The organism is Bradyrhizobium sp. BR13661, assembly GCF_029892425.1.
Lineage (GTDB): Bacteria > Pseudomonadota > Alphaproteobacteria > Rhizobiales > Xanthobacteraceae > Bradyrhizobium.
The window spans coordinates 21,877-44,581 of record NZ_JARXWB010000033.1; the positions used below are offsets into that span (position 1 = coordinate 21,877).

General features: G+C 63.4%; 25 protein-coding genes. 14 read left to right on the forward strand and 11 right to left on the reverse strand.

Features of this window, described 5'->3' with window-relative positions; all coding sequences use genetic code 11:
- The first annotated feature begins 37 nt into the window (after window positions 1-37).
- Window positions 38-721 carry a helix-turn-helix domain-containing protein gene (locus M2427_RS35060; protein WP_280711377.1) on the forward strand — a complete coding sequence of 228 codons (684 nt, stop codon included), beginning with the start codon at window positions 38-40 and terminating at the stop codon, window positions 719-721.
- A 13-nt stretch (window positions 722-734) separates the two neighbouring features.
- On the opposite strand, the gene M2427_RS35065 is transcribed toward M2427_RS35060, so the two are convergent.
- From M2427_RS35065 to M2427_RS35085, 5 genes are read right to left on the reverse strand one after another with little or no spacing between them, the layout of a single operon-like run.
- Complete coding sequence (locus tag M2427_RS35065; RefSeq protein WP_280711378.1) at window positions 735-1,415, reverse strand: MarC family protein; 681 nt, start codon at window positions 1,413-1,415, stop codon at window positions 735-737.
- 33 nt (window positions 1,416-1,448) lie between these two features.
- Window positions 1,449-1,901 carry a potassium channel family protein gene (locus M2427_RS35070; protein WP_280711379.1) on the reverse strand — a complete coding sequence of 151 codons (453 nt, stop codon included), beginning with the start codon at window positions 1,899-1,901 and terminating at the stop codon, window positions 1,449-1,451.
- A 59-nt stretch (window positions 1,902-1,960) separates the two neighbouring features.
- The gene (locus tag M2427_RS35075; protein ID WP_280711380.1) at window positions 1,961-2,311 is read right to left on the reverse strand and encodes a phasin; all 351 of its coding nucleotides are present in this window, start codon (window positions 2,309-2,311) and stop codon (window positions 1,961-1,963) included.
- Between the two features lie 28 nt (window positions 2,312-2,339).
- Window positions 2,340-3,203, reverse strand: a complete 864-nt coding sequence (locus M2427_RS35080) for an alpha/beta hydrolase (RefSeq protein WP_280711381.1) — start codon at window positions 3,201-3,203, stop codon at window positions 2,340-2,342.
- Window positions 3,204-3,211: 8 nt separating this feature from the next.
- A complete protein-coding gene (locus M2427_RS35085; protein WP_280711382.1) occupies window positions 3,212-5,719 on the reverse strand; it encodes an alpha/beta hydrolase in 2,508 nt (835 codons plus the stop codon).
- 127 nt (window positions 5,720-5,846) lie between these two features.
- Between M2427_RS35085 and M2427_RS35090 the strand changes: the two genes are divergently transcribed.
- The 5 genes from M2427_RS35090 (at window position 5,847) to M2427_RS35110 (ending at window position 9,226) form a co-directional block, all read left to right on the forward strand.
- Window positions 5,847-6,773: an alpha/beta hydrolase gene (locus M2427_RS35090; protein WP_280711383.1), complete on the forward strand. Its 927-nt coding sequence runs from the start codon at window positions 5,847-5,849 to the stop codon at window positions 6,771-6,773.
- Window positions 6,770-7,378 carry a hypothetical protein gene (locus M2427_RS35095; protein ID WP_280711384.1) on the forward strand — a complete coding sequence of 203 codons (609 nt, stop codon included), beginning with the start codon at window positions 6,770-6,772 and terminating at the stop codon, window positions 7,376-7,378. Before M2427_RS35090 ends, M2427_RS35095 begins: the two co-directional genes overlap by 4 nt.
- A gap of 76 nt (window positions 7,379-7,454) precedes the next feature.
- A complete protein-coding gene (locus M2427_RS35100; RefSeq protein ID WP_280711385.1) occupies window positions 7,455-8,102 on the forward strand; it encodes a CoA transferase subunit A in 648 nt (215 codons plus the stop codon).
- A gap of 4 nt (window positions 8,103-8,106) precedes the next feature.
- Window positions 8,107-8,757 carry a 3-oxoacid CoA-transferase subunit B gene (locus tag M2427_RS35105; RefSeq protein ID WP_280711386.1) on the forward strand — a complete coding sequence of 217 codons (651 nt, stop codon included), beginning with the start codon at window positions 8,107-8,109 and terminating at the stop codon, window positions 8,755-8,757.
- 10 nt (window positions 8,758-8,767) lie between these two features.
- Window positions 8,768-9,226: a MaoC family dehydratase gene (locus M2427_RS35110; protein ID WP_280711387.1), complete on the forward strand. Its 459-nt coding sequence runs from the start codon at window positions 8,768-8,770 to the stop codon at window positions 9,224-9,226.
- A 187-nt stretch (window positions 9,227-9,413) separates the two neighbouring features.
- On the opposite strand, the gene fabI is transcribed toward M2427_RS35110, so the two are convergent.
- The 5 genes from fabI to M2427_RS35135 all read right to left on the reverse strand — a co-directional run bounded on the left by fabI (window position 9,414) and on the right by M2427_RS35135 (window position 15,812).
- A complete protein-coding gene (fabI, locus tag M2427_RS35115; RefSeq protein ID WP_280711388.1) occupies window positions 9,414-10,202 on the reverse strand; it encodes an enoyl-ACP reductase FabI in 789 nt (262 codons plus the stop codon).
- Complete coding sequence (locus tag M2427_RS35120; RefSeq protein WP_280711389.1) at window positions 10,199-11,413, reverse strand: acetate kinase; 1,215 nt, start codon at window positions 11,411-11,413, stop codon at window positions 10,199-10,201. The genes fabI and M2427_RS35120 overlap by 4 nt, the downstream gene beginning before the upstream one ends.
- A 17-nt stretch (window positions 11,414-11,430) precedes the next feature.
- Window positions 11,431-12,417 (reverse strand): phosphate acetyltransferase, encoded by a 987-nt coding sequence (locus M2427_RS35125; protein ID WP_280711390.1) that lies wholly within the window; start codon window positions 12,415-12,417, stop codon window positions 11,431-11,433.
- A 5-nt stretch (window positions 12,418-12,422) separates the two neighbouring features.
- Window positions 12,423-14,657, reverse strand: a complete 2,235-nt coding sequence (locus tag M2427_RS35130) for a DUF3141 domain-containing protein (protein WP_280711391.1) — start codon at window positions 14,655-14,657, stop codon at window positions 12,423-12,425.
- Window positions 14,658-14,720: 63 nt separating this feature from the next.
- Window positions 14,721-15,812 carry an AI-2E family transporter gene (locus tag M2427_RS35135; protein WP_280711392.1) on the reverse strand — a complete coding sequence of 364 codons (1,092 nt, stop codon included), beginning with the start codon at window positions 15,810-15,812 and terminating at the stop codon, window positions 14,721-14,723.
- Between the two features lie 325 nt (window positions 15,813-16,137).
- Here M2427_RS35135 and M2427_RS35140 point away from each other — a divergent pair, with 325 nt between their 5' ends.
- From M2427_RS35140 to M2427_RS35155, 4 genes are all read left to right on the forward strand, one after another.
- On the forward strand, window positions 16,138-16,500 hold the full coding sequence (locus M2427_RS35140; protein WP_348521963.1) for a GNAT family N-acetyltransferase: 363 nt from the start codon (window positions 16,138-16,140) through the stop codon (window positions 16,498-16,500).
- Between the two features lie 88 nt (window positions 16,501-16,588).
- On the forward strand, window positions 16,589-16,759 hold the full coding sequence (locus tag M2427_RS35145; protein WP_271673282.1) for a hypothetical protein: 171 nt from the start codon (window positions 16,589-16,591) through the stop codon (window positions 16,757-16,759).
- Between the two features lie 231 nt (window positions 16,760-16,990).
- On the forward strand, window positions 16,991-17,233 hold the full coding sequence (locus tag M2427_RS35150) for a hypothetical protein (RefSeq protein ID WP_280711393.1): 243 nt from the start codon (window positions 16,991-16,993) through the stop codon (window positions 17,231-17,233).
- 95 nt (window positions 17,234-17,328) lie between these two features.
- Window positions 17,329-17,595, forward strand: coding sequence for a hypothetical protein (locus M2427_RS35155; protein ID WP_280711394.1), 267 nt, complete (start codon window positions 17,329-17,331; stop codon window positions 17,593-17,595).
- A gap of 379 nt (window positions 17,596-17,974) precedes the next feature.
- Here the strand turns inward: M2427_RS35155 and M2427_RS35160 are convergent, their stop codons facing one another.
- Window positions 17,975-18,895 carry a LysR family transcriptional regulator gene (locus M2427_RS35160; RefSeq protein ID WP_280711395.1) on the reverse strand — a complete coding sequence of 307 codons (921 nt, stop codon included), beginning with the start codon at window positions 18,893-18,895 and terminating at the stop codon, window positions 17,975-17,977.
- A gap of 107 nt (window positions 18,896-19,002) precedes the next feature.
- Here M2427_RS35160 and M2427_RS35165 point away from each other — a divergent pair, with 107 nt between their 5' ends.
- The 4 genes from M2427_RS35165 to M2427_RS35180 are packed head-to-tail and all read left to right on the forward strand — an operon-like array spanning window position 19,003 to window position 22,697.
- Window positions 19,003-19,329 (forward strand): Dabb family protein, encoded by a 327-nt coding sequence (locus tag M2427_RS35165; protein ID WP_280711396.1) that lies wholly within the window; start codon window positions 19,003-19,005, stop codon window positions 19,327-19,329.
- Entirely contained in the window at window positions 19,326-20,405 is a 1,080-nt protein-coding gene (locus M2427_RS35170) for a maleylacetate reductase (protein WP_280711397.1), read from the forward strand. The genes M2427_RS35165 and M2427_RS35170 overlap by 4 nt, the downstream gene beginning before the upstream one ends.
- A 5-nt stretch (window positions 20,406-20,410) precedes the next feature.
- The gene (locus tag M2427_RS35175) at window positions 20,411-21,775 is read left to right on the forward strand and encodes an amidohydrolase family protein (RefSeq protein WP_280711398.1); all 1,365 of its coding nucleotides are present in this window, start codon (window positions 20,411-20,413) and stop codon (window positions 21,773-21,775) included.
- 19 nt (window positions 21,776-21,794) lie between these two features.
- Entirely contained in the window at window positions 21,795-22,697 is a 903-nt protein-coding gene (locus tag M2427_RS35180) for an NAD(P)-dependent oxidoreductase (protein WP_280711399.1), read from the forward strand.
- Window positions 22,698-22,705 lie beyond the last annotated feature (8 nt).

The window sequence follows — 22,705 nt, forward strand, 5'->3', positions numbered from 1 at the left end:
ACAGACCAATTCGGCGATTGAGCCTGAGGAGTTGGCCATGTTCGTTCGCATCACTACGGATTCCGCGCAGCGCCCCAATTCCCTTCGTGACCTCGGAATGACCAGCGATTCAAATGCGCTCGTCAGTTTAAGCGAATTTTCCTACAAGAAGGGCTCCGAGATCTACGGCGAGAAAGAGCCCGCCGAGTATGTCTATCAAGTCAAGTCCGGCGCCGTGCGAAGCTATAAGCTTCTGTCGGACGGGCGCAGGCAGATCGGCGCCTTTCATCTCGGCGGCGACATCTTCGGCCTGGAAAACGGCACCGAGCACCGCTTCACGGCGGAAGCGATCGTCGACACCAACGTGCGCCTGGTCAAACGGCAAAGCGTGGAAATCGTGGCCGAGAGCGACGCCATGGTTGCCAGGAATCTGCTCAGCATGACCACGACCAATCTGCAGCATGCGGAAGACCACATGCTGCTGCTCGGCCGCAAGACGTCGCTGGAACGGGTCGCGGCATTTCTGCTCGAGATGGACAAGCGGTTGACTGCGGCTGGCGTCATCGCATTGCCGATGTCCCGGCGCGACATTGCCGATTATCTCGGTCTCACATTGGAGACCGTCTCCCGTGCCTTGTCGCGGTTGCATGAGCTCGGCATTCTCGGCTTCATCGGCAACACCCAGCGCCAGATCGTGCTGCAGGATCGGGACCGACTGGCGAGCCTCGATCTTCAATCCTGACCCCACCGGACGACTACTGGACAGTGCGCGAGGCGCTGTCCAGGACAGACCGCGCGACCTCCGATCCGCCTGTGATGATGATCTGCACGCCGATGCAGAGCAGCAGGAATGCCGATAGCTTTGTCACTACGCTGGTTCCTTCCTCGCCGAACATCCGCGCCATCGCGCTCGATTTCCGGTAGGCGTGGTAGATCGCCGCAGTCACCGCGATCGCGACCAGAAGCGAGACGATCGACGATGCAAACATGGCATCAAGGCTGTCTGTTCGACTGATCCCGATTGCGATGGCGGTTGCGATCGTGCCGGGGCCGGTCGTCAGCGGAATCGTGAGTGGAAAGAATGCCATTCGCTTCATCGTCGCGAGGTCGGACGATGATGCTTCGTGAGGTTCGGCGGGCCCCGACGGGGCGTGCAGCATGGACCAGCCGGTTGCGGCAACGACAAGGCCTCCCGCGATCCGCAGCGCCGGGATGGTCACGCCGAAGAAGTTGAGGATCTGGCTACCGAGAAACTGCGACACCAGCAGGACCACGAAGGCATAGCCGGCGACCCGCAGCGCCAGGCCCGCACGCTCCTCCTCAGACAAGCCTCTCGTCTTGTCCAGGAAGATGAAGGCAAGACCATAGGGATTGATGATGGCGAACAGCGCGCCGAAGCCGAACAGAAAATCGGCGAAGAGCCCCGATGTCGCCATTTCACGCATACCGCGCGCACTCTGCTGTTCGGACTACGACCATGTGAATCCGGGCGCCTTGATATCGGCGAGATGGTCGAGTGTCTTGCGCAGAACCTCGAACAGCACGGCCGCCGACCAGCCGAACAACAGCACACCGTTCATAGCGGTCAGCGGGCCGATGAGCCGCCACGCCTGCTGGGGTGTGATATCGCCATAGCCGAGCGTCGTGTAGTTGACAAAGGCGAAATAGAGCAATTCGCTGTCGGGAACCGTCGCGGCGCGGACGAAGTCGTACGTCAAGGCCCACACGAGGACTTCAAGCCCGTGCGCCAGCTCCAGCACCGCTGCGGTCGCGACCATCACACCCATCAAGTGCAGCCTCGGCCGCACGGTCTCGCGAATACCAGCGCGGCGAGCAATTGCGACAGCGACGACGGTCACCAATGCGTGGATCCCGATATTGATCGCGCTGACCAGCGCACCGACCGTCAACTGCAGCAACATAAGGACCGACCAGACCTCAATGGCACCTGACGGAACTCTGGACGAACAACGCCGGCAGTTCAACTCTTTGGGCTGAACATGCTGCCCGCCGCCTTCATCGCGGATTCGCCCATGGTTCGGGTCTGATCGGTCAATGCCCGCATTTGCTCCTGGAAGAAATCGGCCTGAAGTTTGAGCGCATCCTGCACGTCTTTGGCCTGGATCAGTCTGTCGCCGAGATCGAAGGTTGCGGTGACATTGCGCCGCATGAAGCTGCAAAATTCCTTTGCCTGGTTGGCGATCGGTAACGGCGACGAGTTCAGGCCTTTTTCCAGCAGCTCGAAATACTCATTGTTGGCTTTGCGCACGCGTTCGAGCGCTTCGGTCAGTGAAGCACGCATGCCCTCGACGGATGCATTGATCTCAGCCATGACATCTCTCCCTTCAAGGATTTTGCGGTTACGCGGGAAGTCCTCCGAACCAGGCGCCGAAATAGCCGGCATAAAGCGCCGGCATTTCCAGATTCATCGAATGTCCGATGCGCGGCACGACCACCAGGCGGCAGTCCGGCATCGCCTTTGCCATGGTTTGGAGGTCGGCCGGCGGAATCCAACCATCCCATTCGCCCCACAGTACGAGATGCGGATGCCGGAGTTCGCTCATGCGGCGCTCGAGTTCGCGGCTTTCTTTTTCCCACGTCAGATTGACTGGCGTGCCGATCCAGATGCCTTCGGAGACACCAAAAGTCTGGTCGATGATCCGGTCGAAAAAGGCCTGGATCTCCCCAAGCCCGTCGCGGAAGCGTGGCACGGCGTTCGGTGCCATGCTGTCGGGCACGAACAGCGACGAGGCCGCGGTCGCCATAATCGTGCGGGTCAACTCCTTGCTCGCCATCATCGCCCGGAACAGGCCGATCTGGTCGCTATTGAAGGCCATGCCCAGCGGCGTCACCGGGTCGAGCGCGAAGACCCGGCCGAAACGCTGCGGCTGGGCCAGCAGCATGCGCGCGGCAATGATGCCGCCGGTCGAATGCGTCGCGAGGTGGCAATAGCCGATGCCCAGCGTATCGAGCGCGGCGAGCATGTCCTCGGCATGCTGCTGCATGGAGTAGTTCGAATAGTCCGCGGTCGGCTTCGGTCGATCGCTGTCGCCGCAGCCGCGCCAGTCGATGCCGATGACGCGGAGGCCTGCGGGAAACAAGGGCGCGGCGAGCTCGATCCAGTCCTTGCTGGCGAGATTGCCGTGGATGAAGACGACCGTGACATCGCCCTCACCCCAACTCCGCCAGCCAAGCTGGACTTCACCCGCCTGCACCCTTGCCATGTGCAGCCCTATTTGTTGAGGCCGGCCGTGGGTGCAACGCCCGCCGGGGTCGGTGCCACCGGCAGGGCCGAGACCACGGCTCCCTTGATCATGCGATCGATGCCCTGCGGCGACGACGTATCGACGAAGCCTCTGGTCACGAAATCCACCACATCAGCCGGGAATTCGACCGGATTGTCGGTGTGGATGAAGTGACCGGTCTCAGGATAGATCTTGAGCATCGGCCGGTTGCCGGCATTGGTCATCCGCGTCATGAAGGGCGAGATGACGTCGCGGCCGAGATCCGTCAGCCCATTGAACGCGGGCGTCGGAATGAACGGCTCTTTGTCGCCGAACGCGAGGAAGATCGGCGCCTTGATCTGGGTAACCAGCTCATAGAGGTTCTTCGGGTCCTCCTGCTGGAGCTCAGACCCGATCGTGTAGATGTCGTAGATGAAGACGTTGCACCACTGATCGAGCTCCTTGGGATTGCCCTTGATGAGGCCGACGCGCTGCTCGGTGTGGAAGCGGGCATATTCGCTGTCGCTGAAGAAATAGCCACTCTTGGATGCCGACACCACCCCGGTCGCTGGGTCCCGCTTCTTGAAGTAGAAGAAATCGCGGACGCTCTGCTCATCCCGCGCCTTCTCCGCGGCGAGGATGCCGGTCTGGTCCCACGTCGCCTTCCACTTGTCGAAATCATGGCCAAAGGCCGGCTCGAACAGCTTTGCCTTCTTGTCCTTGGCGATGGTGATCTCGCGCGGATATTCCTCGAGGCCCGACGGCGCTTCGAGCGCAAGCCCCTGCACCGCATCCGGCCAGGTCAGCGCGTAGCCCATCACGAACTGGCCGCCGAGCGAGTGGCCGAGATAATAGGCCTTCTTCACGCCGAGCTGGTTGACGACGAGGTCATAGATCACTTCGCGCATGTCTTGCATGGTGCGTGCCGGGCTCTTGTCGAGATTGCCCGGGCCGGACATGCCGTAATGCGGCAGGTCGGGCACGATCACGCGCAGGCCGCTGCGGAGCGCATACTGCATGATGTTACCGTAATGGCCGCCGAACGCGCCCTTGCCATGAATGATGACGAGCACCTTCGGATCCTTGTCGGTGCCGTTGTACTCATCCATGTAGCCGATCTGCCAAGTGGTCCCACTCTTCTCCTTGGCGTTGGCGTATTTGACCGGATATGGATAGGTCACAAAATCCTTCCAGAAGGACTTTTGCGGATCGATCTTTTCGGCCACGCCTGGCACGCGATAGTTCTTGTCGACGAACTTCTGCGCGCGGTCGAGTGCCGCGACGTCATCCATGAAGGCGACGAATTTCGGATCGTTCTTGCGATCGTTGATGATCGGGAACACGCCGTAATGCGCGACCGGACTCTCCTCCGCGATGAGGTCAGCACCGGGCACGCGATCAACGGCCTTCTGGGCGAGCTTGAAGTTGAGCCACTGGTCGTTGGTGATGTGCATCACCAGCGTGCGCGCGCGGATGCGACCGAGATAGGGATTGACGTTGTGGATCTCGCCGACCCGGTTGCGCCAGACGAGGTCGACTGCGTCGTAGAGCTTGGCCCGGTTGGTGACGCTCAGTCCCGCCTTCTCGTTCGGCGCGTCCCAGTAGAAGATCTCAGGCTGCACCGCACTCCAGTTCTGGGTCGTACGGAAGCCAAAGTCGTAACCGGTCATGCCCAGGATCGACCAGCCGAACGCCACGCCCGGCACCGGATGCTTTTCCTTGGGCAGCTTGTAATAGTCGCCCTTGGTCGCCTGCCACACTGGGTCGGACTCAATCGCGGCCGTCATCATCTGAAACGTCCAGTTGCCGACGGGGTCCTCGCTATCCGACTGCGTGGTGCCGCCGATCGGCATCAGCGCGTTGACATATTCCGGATGCATCACGCCCCAGACATAGGTCTGCGTGCCGCCCATCGAGACACCAGCGACCAGTGCAACGCGTGCGACCTTCAACTCGTCACGCAGCAGGCGATAATTTGCCTGCACCATGTCGTAGTAGCTGTATTGCGGAAACTTGATGCCGAGACCGTCCGACGGCTTGCTGGCGCCCCAGGTGCCGAGCGGGTCGACCATGATGACGTAGTAGCGATCGGTATCGATCGGCCGACCAGGCCCGATGATGGGAACGCCGCCCGAAAGCGCAGCGCCCTTGACCCACTGCTCATACATGTCGGTGGAGTCGCCGGAATAGTAGGAATTGATCACGACTGCATTGGTGATCTCGCCGCTCGCATTCTTTCGGGCGTTGCCGATCGCGATGTAGGCGGTGCGCAGCTTGCCCCCACCGAGCGATTCCAGCGTCACGCCGCCCTCGCCGCCGTTCTCCCATTTCGAGGGATCGGCGAGGTCATACTTCCCGCCGAGGCGGAAGTTGGCGATCTCGTAATATTTCTTGAGACCGTCATGCTGCACCTGCGACGAGCGACGCGTGAACGGCTGCCCCACCGCAAGCGCGGTGCCGACCAGCAACAGGATCAAACTGACGAAGCAATGTTGGAGCGCGGCTCTCACGGTCATGACGGACTCCTCCCGGCAATGGTTTTGAGCGCACGCTAGGTCGGGCATCGGGCCGAGGTTTGATTTAGCTCAATGGATTGCTCGCGCCTGCGTTGAGGATCGCCGCAATCATCACGCAGGTCCCGCAATGCCCTTCCTCAGTCACGGCTCATACCGGATCCGCTATGAGCTGGATGGGCCGGCGGATGCACCGGCTTATGTGCTGGTCAACGGTCTCACGCAATATTCCGAGCTATGGGGGGCCTACCGTGACGCGCTGATCGCGCGGGGCTTCCGGGTCGCGACCTTCGACCTGCTCGGCCAGGGAATCTCCGACAAGCCCGCGCTGTATATCAACCAGGACGACCACGTCGCCGTGCTGCATCGGCTGATCGGCGAGCTCGGCGACGGGCCGATCTTCCTCAGCGGCATCAGCTTTGGCGGCCTGATCGCGCTCCGCTATGCCATCGAGCATGGCGCGCGGCTGTCGGGCCTCGTGCCGATGAGCTGTTTTGCGGAGCTGTCGCCGCAGCTGCTGCTGATCGGCAATGCCTTGCGCACCGGGCTCATTCTTGGGGGCACCAGCTATCTCCAGGATCTGCTGCTGCCGATGAACCTGTCCGACGAATGGCTGAAGCCGCTGCTGGACAAGCTCGACAGCGTCAAACGACAGGGCTGGCTGGTCAACGACGTCTATGCGCTGCAGAACCTGATGGAATCTTTCCTCGACTTCAAGCCGCTCACGCCGCTTCTGGCGTCCATCGCTCTGCCGACCATGATCCTGAATGGCGAGTTCGACTTCCTTACGCCGCGGGCGCTGCACGAAACCCTCCGTGTCGAGATTCCCAACAGCGCGCTCGTCATCATCCCGAGAGCGTATCACGCCTTCACGCTCGAGAAGGCGGCGCTGACAGCGGATCTGTTGGCGCGATTTGCCGAGGACGTGATGGCCGGCCGCTGGCAAGGCAACAAGCAGGTGTTGATCGCGCCGGAAGATCCCGGCGGTGCGCTTGCGCCCTTCCCTGAAGGCTACGACCATCTGCGCGCGATCCCGGTGCAGAGGGCCGCGACATGAGCACATTCTTTGGCCCCCTGGAGCCTGATGGCCGCGTATCGCCGCGCCAGCAGACGCGGGTGGCTGCGTTCCTGGTCTCCGCCCATGGCGCGTTGGCGCGCCAATTCGGACTGGCTCTCCCCGCGAAATTCGAGGCCGCCTGGCAGACCGAGTTGAACGCGCAGTTCTATCGCGAGAGCGAGATCGTCTCGCTGCTGATGCGCGCGACCACATGGGTGCCGGACCTTGCGCTCGTCCCCCTGGCGGCGTCCTGGGAAATAGCCTGGCTCCCCGTCCCGACCGACGGCATCGCCGATCACGCCCACGCGCAGGCCATCCACCTTGCGACACTTGCGCACGCCGTGCACGCCGGGATACGGCCAGCAGCGCTGCTGCCGACAGAGGCAAACGCGAACGACCCCTTCGTGTTCGCCCTCCGCCGGATCGAATTCGAAAGCAGCCGGCTGCTGCAGGCGCAGATCCTGTACCTGAAGGGGCCGGACCTCCTTCCTTTCCGGGACTCCGTCAGCGCCGCGCTCGAACGACGGCATGCCGAGGTGCGCCGGCTCTGGACGGAGACGCTGGAAAGCATCGGCATCTCATTTGCGGATGACACGAAGCGTTGACGCAGATCAAAGATGCAGGATCGCGCGCGCCCAAGATTGATGTGCATCTCTCAAGCCTGCCGAGCGGGGTTCGTCCATGAAGGCCGTTTCCGTCGAAGAAGCCGTTGCGATGATCCCGGCCGGCGCGAGCGTCATGGTCGGCGGGTTCATGGGCGTCGGCACGCCCGAGCGTCTGCTCGACGAGCTCGTCCGGCAGAACAAGACCGGCCTGTCATTGATCTGCAATGATGCGGCCACGCCCGGCAAGGGTGTCGGCAAGCTGTTCGATGCGGGGCATGTCGCGAAGCTGACCGCCACCCATATCGGGCTCAATCCGAAGGCGCAGCAGCAGATGCTGGGCAACCAGATCGCGGTCGAGCTCGTGCCCCAAGGTACCTTCGTCGAGCGCATCCGCGCCGGTGGCTGCGGCCTCGGCGGCGTGTTGACGCCGACCGGCGTCGGCACGCTCGTTGCCGAAGGCAAGCGCCAGATCGAGGTCGACGGCAAGCCGTTCCTGCTCGAGACCGCCATCCGCGCCCAGTTCGCGCTGGTCCACGCCTTCCTCGCCGACTACCTCGGCAACCTCACCTACGCGCTCACGGCGCGCAATTTCAATCCGATCATGGCGATGGCGGCGGACACGGTGATCGTGACGGCCGAGCATATCGTCCCCGTCGGTGTGATCGCGCCGGATCATGTCGTGACGCCGGCGCCGCTCGTCGACTATCTCATTGCGAACGGGTAAGACCATGGATCCGCAGATCATCATCGCCCGCCGCGTCGCCAAGGAATTGAAGAGCGGCAACCTCGTCAATCTCGGCATCGGCATCCCGACGCTGGTGGCGAACTACGTGTCATCAGATCTCAAGGTGTTCTTCCAGTCGGAGAACGGGCTGATCGGCACCGGGCCTATCCCCGAGCAGGGCATGGCGCATCCGCTGCTGACCGACGCTGGCGGCCGGCCGATCAGTGCGCTGCCAGGGGCGGCCACCTTCGACAGCGCGATTTCGTTCGGCCTGATCCGTGGCGGTCATGTCGACGTCACCGTGCTCGGCGGCCTGCAGGTCGATGCGCATGGCCTCCTCGCCAACTGGATGATCCCCGGCAAGATGGTGCCGGGGATGGGCGGGGCGATGGACCTCGTCAGCGGCGCCAAGCGCGTCATCGTCGCCATGCAGCACGCCGCCAAGGGCAAGTCGAAGATCGTTCCCAAATGCACCCTGCCCCTGACGTCGGCGCGTCCGGTGAGCCTAGTCGTGACGGACCTAGCCGTGATCGGCTTTCCCGACGGCAAGGCGACTCTGCTGGAAACCGCGCCCAACATCAGCGTCGGCGAGGTCTTGGCGGTCACGGAGGCCGAGCTCGTCGTTCCCGACCATGTCCCCCAGATGAAACTCTGAGGTGACGGCCATGCGGGTGTTCAGCGACTTCAACGAGATCAAATCCGCCGTTGGCACCGAGATCGGCGTCAGCGACTGGGTCGAGGTGACCCAGGATCGCATCAACCAGTTTGCGGAGGCGACCTGCGACGAACAGTGGATCCATGTCGACCAGGCGCGCGCCGCCAAGGAGATGCCCGGCGGCAAGACCATCGCCCATGGGCTGCTGTCGCTCGCACTCGCGCCGCTGTTCATCCGCTCGGTGATCGGGCTGAAGGGCCTGCGCAATACGCTCAACTATGGCGCCGACCGGATTCGCTATCTCGCGCCGGTGCCGGCAGGTTCAAAGCTGCGCGGCCGCGTCAGCGTCGCGGAGGCCGAGGACGTGCCGCCGGACGGGCTGCGCGTGAACTACCATCTCGTGATCGAGATCGAGGGCGGCAAGAAGCCGGCCTGCGTCGCCGAGCTGATCGCCCTGCACTATCGCTGAGCAAAAAGCAGCGTCCGCTATCGCGGCGGTTGGGCTCTGCGGCAAGGGCTGATCATGCCACTATGCCGGTGTTTTGCCCGACGGAGCAACTGGATTTTGGCTGACCTGTTTTCAGCGACGAAAAACGTAATGACGACAAGCCTATGCCTACTGTGCATGGGGTTGTTTTCGCTTGTTCGAATTCGCGTCAATCGATGATGTGATAGCCGCCGTCGATGTAGAGTACACCGCCGGTGATCAGCTTGGCGCCGTCGAGCGCGAGGAACGCCGTAGCATTGCCGACATCGTCAATGCTGACCAGGCTGCGCGTCGGCGCCTTGGATTGCGCCTTGTCCATGAGCTCGTCGAATTCAGGGATGCCTGAGGCCGCGCGCGTCGCCAGCGGCCCCGGCGAAATCGCGTGGACGCGAATGCCTTTCGGGCCGAGCTCGGCAGCGATGTAGCGAACCGAGGCTTCAAGCGCCGCTTTCGCGACGCCCATCACGTTGTAGTTCTCCACCACCATCTGGCTGCCGTAATAGGTCATCGTGAACAGCGTGCCGCCATTCTTCATCAGGGGCTCGGCGAGATGAGCCATGCGCATGAACGACCAGCACGACACGTCCATGGTCTTCAGAAAGCCGTCGCGACCGACGTCGACGACACGGCCGTGCAAGGCCTCCTTCGGCGAGAAAGCAATGGAATGAAGCAGGAAATCGAGCTGCCCCCATTCCGATGCGATGCGCTCGAACACGGCTTCCGTCTGGCCTTCGACCATCACATCCATCGGCATGAAGATCGGCGCCTCCAGCGCCTGCGCCAGCGGCTCGACATGCTTTTTGGCGCGGTCGTTCAGGTAGGTCACCGCGAGGTCGGCGCCGAGCGCGCGAAACGCCCGCGCGCAGCCCCAGGCGATCGACTGGTCGTTGGCGATGCCGACGATCAATCCCTTCTTGCCCCTGAGGGCCACCTTGCTGTCAGGGAATACGGGGATCATGACACCCTCTCAGGTCTTGTGTTGGTCGCTTGACCGTTCATCAGCAGCGACAGCGTGTGCTGCGCAATCATCAATTCCTCGTCCGTCGGCACGACATAGACGGGGATCTTGCTATCGGTCCGCGAGATCAGCCGCGCGTGGCGGGCATTCTCCCCGGCATCGAGCGTGACCCCGAGCCAGCCAAGCTGCTCGGCGATGCGCGCGCGGATCGAGGCCGAGTTCTCGCCGATGCCGGCGGTGAAAACGAACGCGTCCAGGCCCTGCAAGGCCGCAGCCAGCATGCCGGCGTTGAGGCCAATGCGATAGACAAAATAGTCGATGGCGAGCCGCGCGTACGGGTCGGGGCTTGCTTCCAGCTCGCGCATGTCGTTGCTGACGCCGGAGAGCCCCTTCAAGCCGCAGTTGCGATACAGAAAGTCCTGCACCTTGTCCGCCGGCATGCCCTTCTCGGAGATCAGATAGAGCACCACGCCGGGGTCGATCTGCCCGGGCCGTGTCCCCATCGGCAATCCGTCGAGCGCCGTAAAGCCCATGGTGCTCTCGACGCTGCGCCCATCCTTGATCGCGCACATCGAGGCGCCGCTGCCGAGATGGGCCACGATCACGCGCCCCTTCGCGATATCGGGCGCCACGCTCGGAAGCGTGCGAGCGATATATTCGTAGGACAGACCATGAAAGCCGTAGCGCCTGACGCCCTCGGCATAGAGCTGCTGCGGGATGGCGTAGTGATCGGCCACCAGATCATGCGTGCGGTGGAACGCGGTGTCGAAGCAAGCCACTTGCGGCAGCGCCGGAAAATTCGCAAGCAGCGAGCGGATCGGCGCGAGATTGTGCGGTTGATGCAGCGGCGCAAGGCTGACAAAGCGCTCGAGACGCGACACCACGCCATGGTCGATCAGCACCGGTCTGGAGAAATCCGGACCGCCATGCACGACGCGATGGCCGACCGCGATCGGCGTAGCCCTGATCTCGTCGCGCAGCCAATCACCGGCAACGGCCATGGCGGCGGGAACATCAGGCACAGATTCGATCGGATAGGCACGATCGGCAAGCGGATCGCCGTTTGCGCCGCTGGCGCGCAGACGCGGGCGGCTGCCGATGCCGTCCATCTGTCCCTTGATCTGGCGGCGGAGCACACCGTCACCTTCGGCCGAATAGACCTGAAACTTGACGCTGGAGGAGCCGGCATTGACGACAAGGATTGTATCCATGTTCGTATCCCTGGCCATCACGCCGCCACTGTCGGCGCCTTCTGGCGCCGGGCGCGAGCATAGAGCGCGGCCACCGCGCAGGACGCCATCCGCGCGCGCGGCGAATCCGCCCGCGACGTCAGAACAACGGGCACACGGGCGCCCAGCACGATGCCGGCACCATCCGCCTTGGCGAAGTAGGCGAGGTTCTTGGCCAGCATGTTGCCGGCCTCCAGGTCGGGGACGACCAGGATCTGCGCCCGGCCGGCGACCTCCGACGTGATGCCCTTGATCCGCGCGGCCTCAGGGTCGATGGCATTGTCGAATGCCAGCGGACCGTCCAGCAGCCCGCCGGTGATCTGGCCGCGGTCGGCCATCTTGCAGAGGGCGGCGGCCTCGATCGTGGATGGAATTTTCGACGTCACGGTCTCCACCGCCGACAGGATCGCAACCCGCGGCGTGTGGCCAAAGCCGGCCTGGTTATACAGATCGATCGCGTTCTGGATGATGTCGCGCTTGGCGTCGAGATCGGGGAAGATGTTAATGGCGGCATCCGTGACAAAGATGGTCTCGGCATAAGCAGGTACGTCCATGACGAAGACATGGCTGATGCGTCTGTCGGTGCGCAGGCCGCCGGCCTTGGCGGTGACGGCGCGCATCAGCTCGTCGGTGTGCAGGCTGCCCTTCATAAGCAGCTCGCCCCGCGCAGCATGAATGAGCTCGACGCCCTTGGCGGCGGCATCGTCGCTATGCGCGGCATCCACGATCTCGAAGCCGGAGACGTCGAGATCGAATTTGGTGGCGATCTCCCTGATCTTCCGCTCCGGCCCCACCAGGATCGGCCGAATGATCCCCGCGCTGGCGCTGTCGACGGCACCGCGCAGCGAGGTCTCGTCGCAGGGGTGGACGACGACAGTCGGCGTCGGCGGCGCGGCCCTCGCCGCCGCGATCAGGCGGTCATATTTGCTGCCGTGTTGGGCTTGCGTCGTCTCGGTCGACATCCTGTCACTCCCGCTTCCACCCATGCGCGCTACGACGCCCGTGCCTTTGAGTCGGCCTTGGGGTCGAAAGGGGCGACATTCGACGTCCACTCTCCTTCCCCGTCCAGTCCGAACAGTTCGGCGACGCGCTTGAGACGGCTGGCGCGCTCGCCGGTGATATCCTCGCTGGCCGATAACACTTCGCGCATCGTGGCGAAGGCGGCGCGCCGCTGGTTCATGTCGTCAGGCAACAATCCGGGGATCGCCGCAAGCGCGGCCTCGCGATCGAGCAGCAGCATGAAGAACTGCTCGCGTACGAGCATCTTGAACTCTGCGAGCGACATCCGCGGGCCGATCTGGTCACGCCGGACCTGCCGCAGCGCCTCGATGCTGCGCTCGTCGACCATGCCGCGCGCGGAGCCCACATAGAGCAGCGCCCGGATCGCCGCCTCGCGAAGGCCGCCCTCGCCGATGCGGGATTTCAGCTCGGCAATGCGCTTTGCGAGCATCGCCTGATGCTCGGCCGACATCTCGCGCCGCCGCGACGGCACCGAATTCGGATCGATGCCGAGGGCGGCCTGGAGTACGGGCGAGCCGTAGATATTAAGGAACAGGGTTTCGCTCAACGCCTCCGCGGCGTCACGCCAGCTATCGAGCGCATGGACGATCTGCTTCGACATCTGCTCCTGGAATGCCAGGAACGGATTGTCCTTCGAGACCGGCTTGCGATTATCCTCGACGCCGTCGGCTGCCGACTTGATCGTGGACATCCAGGGATTCTTGCTGCTGAAGATCTCATATTGCAGCCGCAAGGGGTGCATGTTGCGCGCCCAGTCCGCGAGCTGCGGCGTCACCATCCCCTTCACCAGCGGCCGCAGGAATTTCTGATAGGCTGCAAGATTAAGCTCGGAGACGCGCTTGGCGGCGGCGAAGCGGCGCTCGTCCTCGGGTGAATTGCCGCCCATGGCCCTGATGTCGTCCAGCGTCCGGGCCTCGCAGCGCATCACCCATTGGCCGCTCGCGAGATCGGCATTGAGCGTCTCGTTGCCCCGCGCCTCGAACGTCGCCTCATAGAGCCCCGGCGGCAGCACATCGATCAGGTCGATATTGCTGGAGAATTCGGCATGTTCCTTCTTCGCCACGCCGCCGGAGACGAAGATGCCGAGATGGCCGATGCTCTCATGCACGGTGTAGACGATGGTCTGGCCATAGGCCCTGATCTCGTCGACATCGGCGTAGCATTCCAGGATCCAGTCCAGTGCCTGCTGTGGCGGGGTGACGTTGTCGCCTTTGGAGCAGAACACCACGATCGGCGAGCGGATATTGCGCAGGTCGACCTTCTGCCCATCCGACATCTCGATGCGACCGGCGGCGAGATTGTTGCCGATGAACAGCTCATCGACGATGAACTGAATCTCCTCGGCATTGAGGTTGACGTGCCCGCCCCACCAGCGCTCGAAATCGAGATAGCGCTCGGCCTCGGTGTCGACCTTGGAATAGACGTTGTACTGCTTGGTCCAGAGCGTGTTCGACGGGTTCTGGTTCTCGAAGTTCTGCACCAGCCAGGCGCCGTCGAACTTGCCGCCGCCGAGGTCGCTGGTCAGCGCCGTCAGCCAGCTGCCGCCCATCAGGCCGCCGGAATATCGCATCGGATACTGGCCGTGCACCCCTGCCCAATAGGCAAGCGGCGCGCCGGCGATGATCAGGGGGCCGAACAGCTGCGGCCGCAGCGATGCCAGGATCATGACGGCCCAACCGGCCTGGCAATTGCCGATCACGCAGGGCTTGCCATCGGCATCAGGGTGCCGGCTGATCACCGTCTCGATGAACTTCGCCTCCGCGTGGGCGATGCGCTCGATGGTCTGGCCCGGCATCGGCTCGGGCAGAAAACCAATGAAATAGCAGGGATGTCCCGCCCTCATCGCGACGCCGATCTCGCTGTCCGCCTTGAAGCCGCCGATCCCCGGACCGTGGCCCGCGCGCGGATCGACCACGATAAACGGCCGCCGGCTCATGTCGATCTCGACATCCTTGGGCGGAATGATGCGCACCAGCGCGTAGTTGACCGGCTCGTCCAGCGTGCGGCCGTCCGTGATCAATTCGGCGGCATATTGCAGCACATGCGGTGCGGTTTGCGCGACGTGCTCGCGATATTGGTCTCCACGCTGGCGCATGATGTCCATGAACAGCACACTGCGCTGTCCCGCATCGACCATATATTCCACGGCGGAAGAGACCAGACCCGACATCGGGCCGCCGGGCAGTTTCATATTTTCTGTCGTCATGTTCGACCTCGCCGTCGCGCATGACCATTCAATGTGCACTGCGTCAGAGGACGTTGATTTAGGTCAACGGTCAGCAACAACATCCGACGCCGGCGCGGCACGTTCGATGCGGATCCAGGCCGCCGCGAGTTCCCAGGCAACCGCTAGAATGATCGGCCCGATGAAGAGACCGATGATCCCGTGCGCAAGCGTTCCGCCGATCACGCCGATCAAGATCACCAGCGTCGGCGTGGTCAGCCCGCGTCCCATCACCAGCGGTTTCAAGATGTTGTCGAGGAGACCGACGATGACGAGGAATATCGTCAGAGGCAGTGCCGTGGTCACGTCCTTATCCATCCATAGCCAGATGATGACGGGAATAAGGACAATCGCCGCGCCGATCTGCACGATCGACAGCAACAGAACGATGACAGCGAGCAGGCCCGCGCTCGGAATGGCCGCGAGCTTGAAGCCGATGCCGGCCAGCAAGGCCTGAATGATCGCAACGCCGATCACGCCCTGCGACACCGCGCGGATGGTCGCACCGGAGAGCTCCAGAAAATGCTCGCTCTGCTCAGGCACGATCCGGAACAGGAAACCGCGGATCGCGCCGGCGAGCTGTGGCCCGTACGGAAAAAGGAGTCCGGCGACCAGCACCGACAGCAGGAACTGCAGCGTACCGATGCCGGCGCTGCCGGCAAATGACAACATGAACCCGGCGACCGGCTTCAGATATGGCGTCACCTCGCGCAGCACCGCGCGGACATTGGTGTAGGCCAGATTCCAGAGATCGTAGAGCTGAGGACCGATCAAAGGCCAACTCTTGATCTGCTCGGGCGCGGCCTGAAGCGCGAGATCACCGGCACTGATCTGGCTTGCGATATCCCTGATACCCTCGACGGCGCCGAGTCCCAGCCACGCCGCGGGGCCGATGACAATGCCGAGCATGACCACAGTGAGAATAGCCGCCGCGATGCGCGGGCTGCCGCCCAGGATTTTCGCGAGCGAACTGAAAACCGGATAGAACGCCACCGCCAGCACCGCACTCCAGGTCAGGATCGGTATGAACGGCTTGACGATCAGGAAGGTCCAGATGATCAGCAGCGCCAGCAATGCAAGCCGGATCACGAGCTGAACGACGGCGTCTGCAGGTAGAAGGCTGCGAATTGTCTTCACGATCTGGACCTTGTCTTGCGGAACGGCGGTTTCGGCGAGCGTAGTGGCCCAGCTCCCGAAATTGGGTTGATCCAGATCAAGCGATTTACGGCGATCGACGGCGTTATCGGCTCAGGAGCTTCGCGAGATCACCGCATGACAGATACCGCACATTATCTGCGTCATGAGCAATTGCGCGACGGCGCGCCAGTCGACATCCGCGCGCAACGCCCCGACGACGAAGCTGGAATGCTCGCCGCGCTGGACCAGACTAGCACGCAGTCGCGTCAGCGCCGCTTCTTCATCCCGAAGCTAGCACTTCTCGGACAAGGAGCGCGACTTCTTCATGGAGATCGATTTCGTGCAGCATGTTGCGCTGGTGGCCTGTGTGGACGATGCAGGCCGCAGCAGCATCGTCGGCGGCGGCCGTTACGTCGTCGCCAAGCCGGGCAGTGCCGAGATGGCGTTCATGGTGATTGACGCCTGGCAGGGCCGCGGCATCGGCACGATGCTCGCGCGTCACCTCATCGCAATCGCGCGCGAGGCCGGGCTGACCGAGCTGGTCGCGGAAGTCCTGCGCGAGAATATTGCGATGCGCCGCGTGTTCGAGCGGCTGGGCTTCGTGGCCGGCGCCAGGAGCGATCCCGACACGATCCATCTGGTGCTGGACCTCACCGGCTTACCGCAAGACGGTGCTGCACTGCGCTAATCCTGTCCCCTGCTCTATCCATCTGCCTGAAAAAGCCAGGAGACAAGCCGCTGGAAAGGTGTAGGATTCGACAAAACGGAGGAGCGGCATGTTTGAAATCACCGGTTTCGACACGGCGGGCGTCGTCAACCTCAAGCGGGAGTCTCTCGCCGCCGCCCTGAAGAAGGCCAGGGAGTTGATCCAGGACGGGTGCCACGACGTCCAGATTGTCGACCCCAATGGTCGAGTCTACACCTCCTTCGAGGAGCAGGCCGCCTAGCCGCCCCGCATATCTCCCCATCGCATCAACTCCTTCCGATCGAGCAAGCGCATCTTGTGCGATGCGGCGAGCGTTCCGCCGCGTGGCGAGAAGCAGCTTCCAAAGCTGGATGGAAGCGCCATTGCGGTGCGGCACGCCTGCTGCAAGCTCGCGTTTGCCATGTCGTTGCCAATCAACTGAATTGAGCGCACGCTCCCTTCAGGCGCGCAGACGCCACAGAGGGAGCGAAACATGAAGGAACCCGGCCTGGATGGTCGCCACCGGGACAAGGATGGCGCGATCAGCAAGAAGCACGGCAACACGCTGGTCGGTACGTTGCGCAAGATCTATGGAAAGGGTTTTGCGGCCGGATATCCGGATGCGACGACACTCAGCGAGGTCTTGCATCAGTTGAACGAGACGTCGCTAAGCCAGTTGCGCCGCGATCATGACACCGGGCATTTGGGCCACAAGATCGACCACGTCCCGAAGTGACTGCCCTCACTCCGACGCCGACCCGGCACGCCACCTGATCGGTCACGTCCCGCACTTGGCGCAGACCGTTGAGCCGCCCGATAGCGGGCGCTAGGATGAGCCTTTTTACGGAGGCTCATTTGAAACAGGTCATGATTGCTGTCGCAGCTGTCGCGCTGCTCTCCACCTCGCCTGCCCGATCCCAGCCGCTCGTCGATCCCAGCAAGGTTGCGCCCGAATACCGCGAGGCCGCCGAAAAGCGCCGCGCCGAGCAGCTCCGTCAGCGCGAATGCGCCCAGAAAGCTGATTTGGTGAAGGTGCTGCCGCGCGATCGGGCCGACTTCGTCAATCGCTGCCTGGATGCGATGGCTGCGAAGCAATAGTCCGCGCAAATGGCCTTTAGGCTTTCTTCAGATATTCGGCTCACCTTGGCCGCCGATTTTCAGTGTTCATTGTTGTCGCCGCATGAGTTCCGTCCAGATCCAGTGCACGCGTTGCAAGACGATGTTTCGCGATCGGGCGGGACGGCTGCAGGACGGCTATTCCAGACAGTGTCCCAGTTGCGAGGTGGTGCTGTTCTTCGCCGAGGACTCGCCCCATCCGTTCATCAAGCGGGCCATGAAAAGCGCGCGCAGGGTCCGGAAGGAACAGCGCGAGGCCGAGGCGGTCAGGATCACGGCCCCGCAAGAACCGCGCGTTGCTCCCCGCTCGCGATCCTCAGTAAGTCGTGCGCGGGCACAGGGCCGATCAGATTAGCGTTGATCAGGTCGTCTCGATCCAGATGCCAGCGTCCGATTGTGCGCGGATATGGTCGACCAGAAAGTCCGAAAACACCCTGATCTTCGCCGGCAGCCGGACGCGGTTCTGATAGGCCACGTTCATCGTCAGCAACGGCAGTTCCCAGTCGGTCAGGACAGGCACGAGCCTGCCGGAGGCGATGTCGCTCTGGACGATATAGAGCGGCTGGATCAGGATGCCGAGCCCTGCGCGCGCAGCGCCGCAGATGATCTGGCCATCATTGCTATCGAGCGTCGGCGCAATCCGGACGGTCTGCGTCGCACTGCCCTTGCTCAATCGCAGCGAATAGGGATCGTTGGCGAGGTTGTAGACCAGCATGTCGTGACGCGCGAGATCGGCGGGATGCGCAGGCGTGCCGTGCGTCTCCAGATAGGATGGCGCGGCCGCCAGCACGCGGCGCATCTGCCCGATGCGACGGATGATGATGTTGGAATCCGGCTCCTGCTCGCGCGTGCGGATCGCAACGTCGATGCCGGCCTCGATGAAATCAGGGTAGCGGTTGGCGGCGATGATCTGGACGTCGAGCTTTGGGTAGAGCTTGCGAAACGCCGGCAGCATCGGCGCCATGTAGATCATCGCAAAGGACAGCGAGCTGGTGACGCGCAGCATGCCCTTGGGCGACAGCGCACGATCGCTGACGGCGTCTTCGGCCTCCGCAAGCTCGTTCAGCAGCGTGCCGCAACGCTGCAGCAGCTCCTGCCCGGCCTCGGTCAGCCATTGCCGGCGCGTATTGCGCTCGATCAGCCGGACCGCGAGCCGCTCCTCCAGCGCGCTGAGGTGCCGGCTTGCCGCCGCGTTCGACATCCGCAAGCTATCGGCGGCCTTGGAGAGGCTGCCGAACTCGGCTGTCTTCGAGAATACCTCGAGCTGGAGCAGGCGGTCCATTCTTCCTCATAGTGGAAAAGAGACTTACGATTTTTGGTCTTTATTTCCGATTTCTGCAAGGCAAAATGCGCTCAACAAGAAAGATCACAGGCGAGGAATTCAGGGAAATGTCGGGTCCGATCAAGCACATCGTGATGTGGCGGCTGCGCGCGGAGACGGCCGCAGAACGCCTGGCGGCCCGGACCAAGGTCAAAACCCTGTTTGAGGGCCTCAAGGGCCGGATCGACGGCCTCACCCATATCGAGGTCGGCGTCGATGTCAGCGATGTCGATTACGCCTGCGACGTTGTCCTCGTCACCGAGTTTACCGACAGCAGCGCCTTGAAGGCCTACGCCACCCATCCGGAACATCTGCGGGTGCGCGAGGAGCTCGGCGACTTGCGGATCGGACGCTTCCAGGTGGATTATCCCGTTAAACAAGAGACCGGCGCATGATCGGTTCGTTCACGTTTGAGAACCTGCCCTGCCGCGTCGTGTTCGGCAGCGGCACGTTGGCCGCGGCCAGGGCCGAGGTCGAGCGGCTGGGCGGCAAGCGCGCGCTGGTACTGACGACGCCGCAGCAGGAAGCGCAGGGCAAGGCGCTCGGTTTAACACTCGGCCCGCTCTATGCCGGCCTGTTTGCCGGCGCCGCCATGCACACGCCGATCGAAGTCACCGAGCGCGCAATCGCAGCGATGAAGGATTGCGACGCCGACTGCGTGGTCGCGCTCGGCGGCGGCTCGACGACCGGCCTTGGCAAGGCGCTGGCCTTGCGCACCGGAATCAACCAGCTCTGCATCCCCACCACCTATGCCGGCTCGGAAATGACGCCGATCCTCGGCCAGACCGAAAAAGGCCTGAAGACCACGGTGCGCGATGTCGCCGTGCTGCCGGAGACCGTGATCTACGACGTCGATTTGACGATGACGCTGCCGGTTGGCCTCACGGCTACATCAGGCATCAACGCCATCGCCCATGCGGTCGAGGCGCTCTATGCGCGCGACACCAACCCTGTCACATCGCTGATGGCGGAAGAAGGGATCCGCGCGCTGGCACGTGCCCTGCCCGCGATTGCCGCCAAGCCCGACGATCGCGCCGCGCGCAGCGATGCACTTTACGGCGCATGGCTGTGCGGCGTGTGCCTCGGTACCGTCGGCATGGCCCTGCATCACAAGCTCTGTCACACGCTCGGCGGCACGTTCGACCTGCCGCATGCCGAGACGCACACGATCGTGCTGCCACATGCGCTGGCCTATAACGCGCCCGCGGTGCCCGAGGCCATGGCGCGGATCGCGCCTGCGATCGGTGCGTCGGATGCATCGCAAGGACTCTTCGATTTGGCCAGGCGGCTGGGCGCCAAGGTCGCGCTGCGCGATATCGGCATGCCCGAGAGCGGCATCGACAAGGCGGCTGACCTCGCGGTCACCAATGCCTACTGGAATCCGCGCCCGCTCGAGCGGGGCGCCATCCGCGACCTGATCGCGCGCGCCTGGGCCGGCGAGCCGCCGGTCGCCAACAAAGCGGCGGCATAACCGACATGCGGCGTACCCTCATCCAGTCGGCGACGATCATCAGCATGGACGCTTCGATCGGCGATCTCCTTGACGGCGATGTGCTGGTGGAGAACGGACGGATCGCCGACGTGCGTCCGGGCATCGACGCCGCCGACGCCGAGATCGTCGATGGGCGCGGGCGCATCGTCATCCCCGGGCTGATCAACGCGCATATGCACACCTGGCAGACGGGCTTGCGCGGCTTTGCCGCGAACTGGACGCTGTTGGAATATTTCCGCCGCATGCATGCGGGGCTCGCGACCCTGTTCACGCCCGACGACATCTACATCGCCACGCTCGTCGGCGCGCTGAACCAGATCAATTGCGGCGCCACCACGCTGGTCGACTGGTGCCACAACAATCCGACGCCTGCTCATACCGACGCCGCGGTGCGCGGGCTGATCGAGAGCGGCATTCGCGCTGCGTTCTTCCACGGCTCGCCGAAACCGGAGCCGAAGCCGGGCGAGCCGCATTTCTCGGAAGTGCCCCATCCCCGCCGCGAGGTCGAGCGGCTGCTGGCCGGCCCCCTCGCCGACCGCAACGGCCTCGTCACGCTCGGGCTTGCCATTTTGGGCCCGCATTATTCAACGCTCGACGTATCCATGCATGATTTCAGGCTGGCGCGGGAGCTCGGCCTGATCGCCTCGATGCATCAGGGCGGCGGTCCGGCAAAGACGCAAGGCGGCTGGGAGAAGCTGATCGAGGCGGGCCTCGTCGGGCCCAACGTCAACATCGTTCATGGCAATGATTTGCCCGACGAGCTCCTGCAAAGGCTGATCGATCTCGGCGTCACTTTCTCCGTGACGCCGGAGAACGAGATGATCCAGGGCCATGGCTTTCCGATCACCGGCCGGCTGCTCAAGCGCGGCGTGCGTCCGACCATCGGCATCGATCTGGAGTCGGTGCTGGCCGGCGACCTCTTCTCTGCGGCCCGCGTGGCGCTGTCGATGCAACGCGCGCTTGATAATGCGCAGATGCGAAAGAGCGAGGGCACGATTCCGGCAACGACCACGATTCCCGCGCGCGAGGCGCTCGCGTGGGTCACCACCGAAGGTGCCCGCTTGCTCGGCCGCGAGAGCGAGATTGGTTCGCTCACACCGGGGAAACTCGCCGATCTCGTCATCATCAATGCCGACGATCTCAACCTCTTCCCGGTCCACGATCCCGTTGCGTCAGTGGTGATGCAGACGAGCCTCGCCAATATCGAGGCCGTCATGATTGGCGGCGTCTGGGAGAAGCGGAACGGAAAGCTGCTGATTGACGGACTCGAGCGGAAGAAAGAGCTGCTCGCGCAATCCGGCCATCGGCTGGTGCGGGGCATCGAACGACAAGGGCACGCCGCACACTAGCGACCAACGGACAACAATAATGACTGAGACAAGCAAACAGGTCGCCTTCATCGGCATCGGCAAGATGGGCCTGCCGATGTCGCAACTCATCGCCAAGGCGGGCTTTGGCGTCACCGCCTTCGACCAGAGCGCGGCACGGCTCAACGAGGCGCGCGAGCACGGGATCGGTGTTGCGGGCTCGCTCGCTGAGGCCGTCAACGGCCGCGCCGTGGTGATTACGTCGTTGCCCGATGACGCCGCCTTGCGCGCGGTGATGCTCGGGCCGACCGGGCTGATCGGCGCGATGGCGCCGAAAGCGGCGCTGATCGAGACAAGCACGGTCAGCGCTGAGGCGTCGGCCGAGGTCGATGCCGCAGCCCAAGCGCACGGGATCGCCTATTTGCGCGCGCCGGTCTCCGGTAATGCCAGCATCGTGCATACCGGGGCGCTGAGCTGCTTTGTTTCGGGGCCGAAGGATGCATTCGAGACCGCAAAACCGTTGTTCGCGAGTTTTACCCGCGCCCAGACCTATCTCGGCCCCGGCGAAGAAGCACGCTACGCAAAACTCGCGGTCAATCTCATGATCGCGGTGTCGGCGGCGATGATGGCCGAGAGCCTGGCACTGGCGCGCAAGGGCGGCATCGGCTGGCAGGACATGTTGAACGTGCTGGACGAAAGCGCGGTCGCCTCGCCGATGGTAAAGTACAAGACCGCGCCGCTGCGAAAGCGCGACTTCGTCTCGAGCTTCTCCTGCAGGCAGATGGCCAAGGACCTCGACCTCATCCTGGGTGCAGGCCATGCCGTCGGCGTGCCGCTGCAACTCGCAGCGCAAGTGCGCGAGACCTATGGCTCGCTGGTTGCGCAGGGCGACGGCGAAACCGACTTCATCGCGACGGTCAAGCATCTCGAACGGTTGTCGGGCCTTGACGAGCCCAAACTCTGATCGACGGA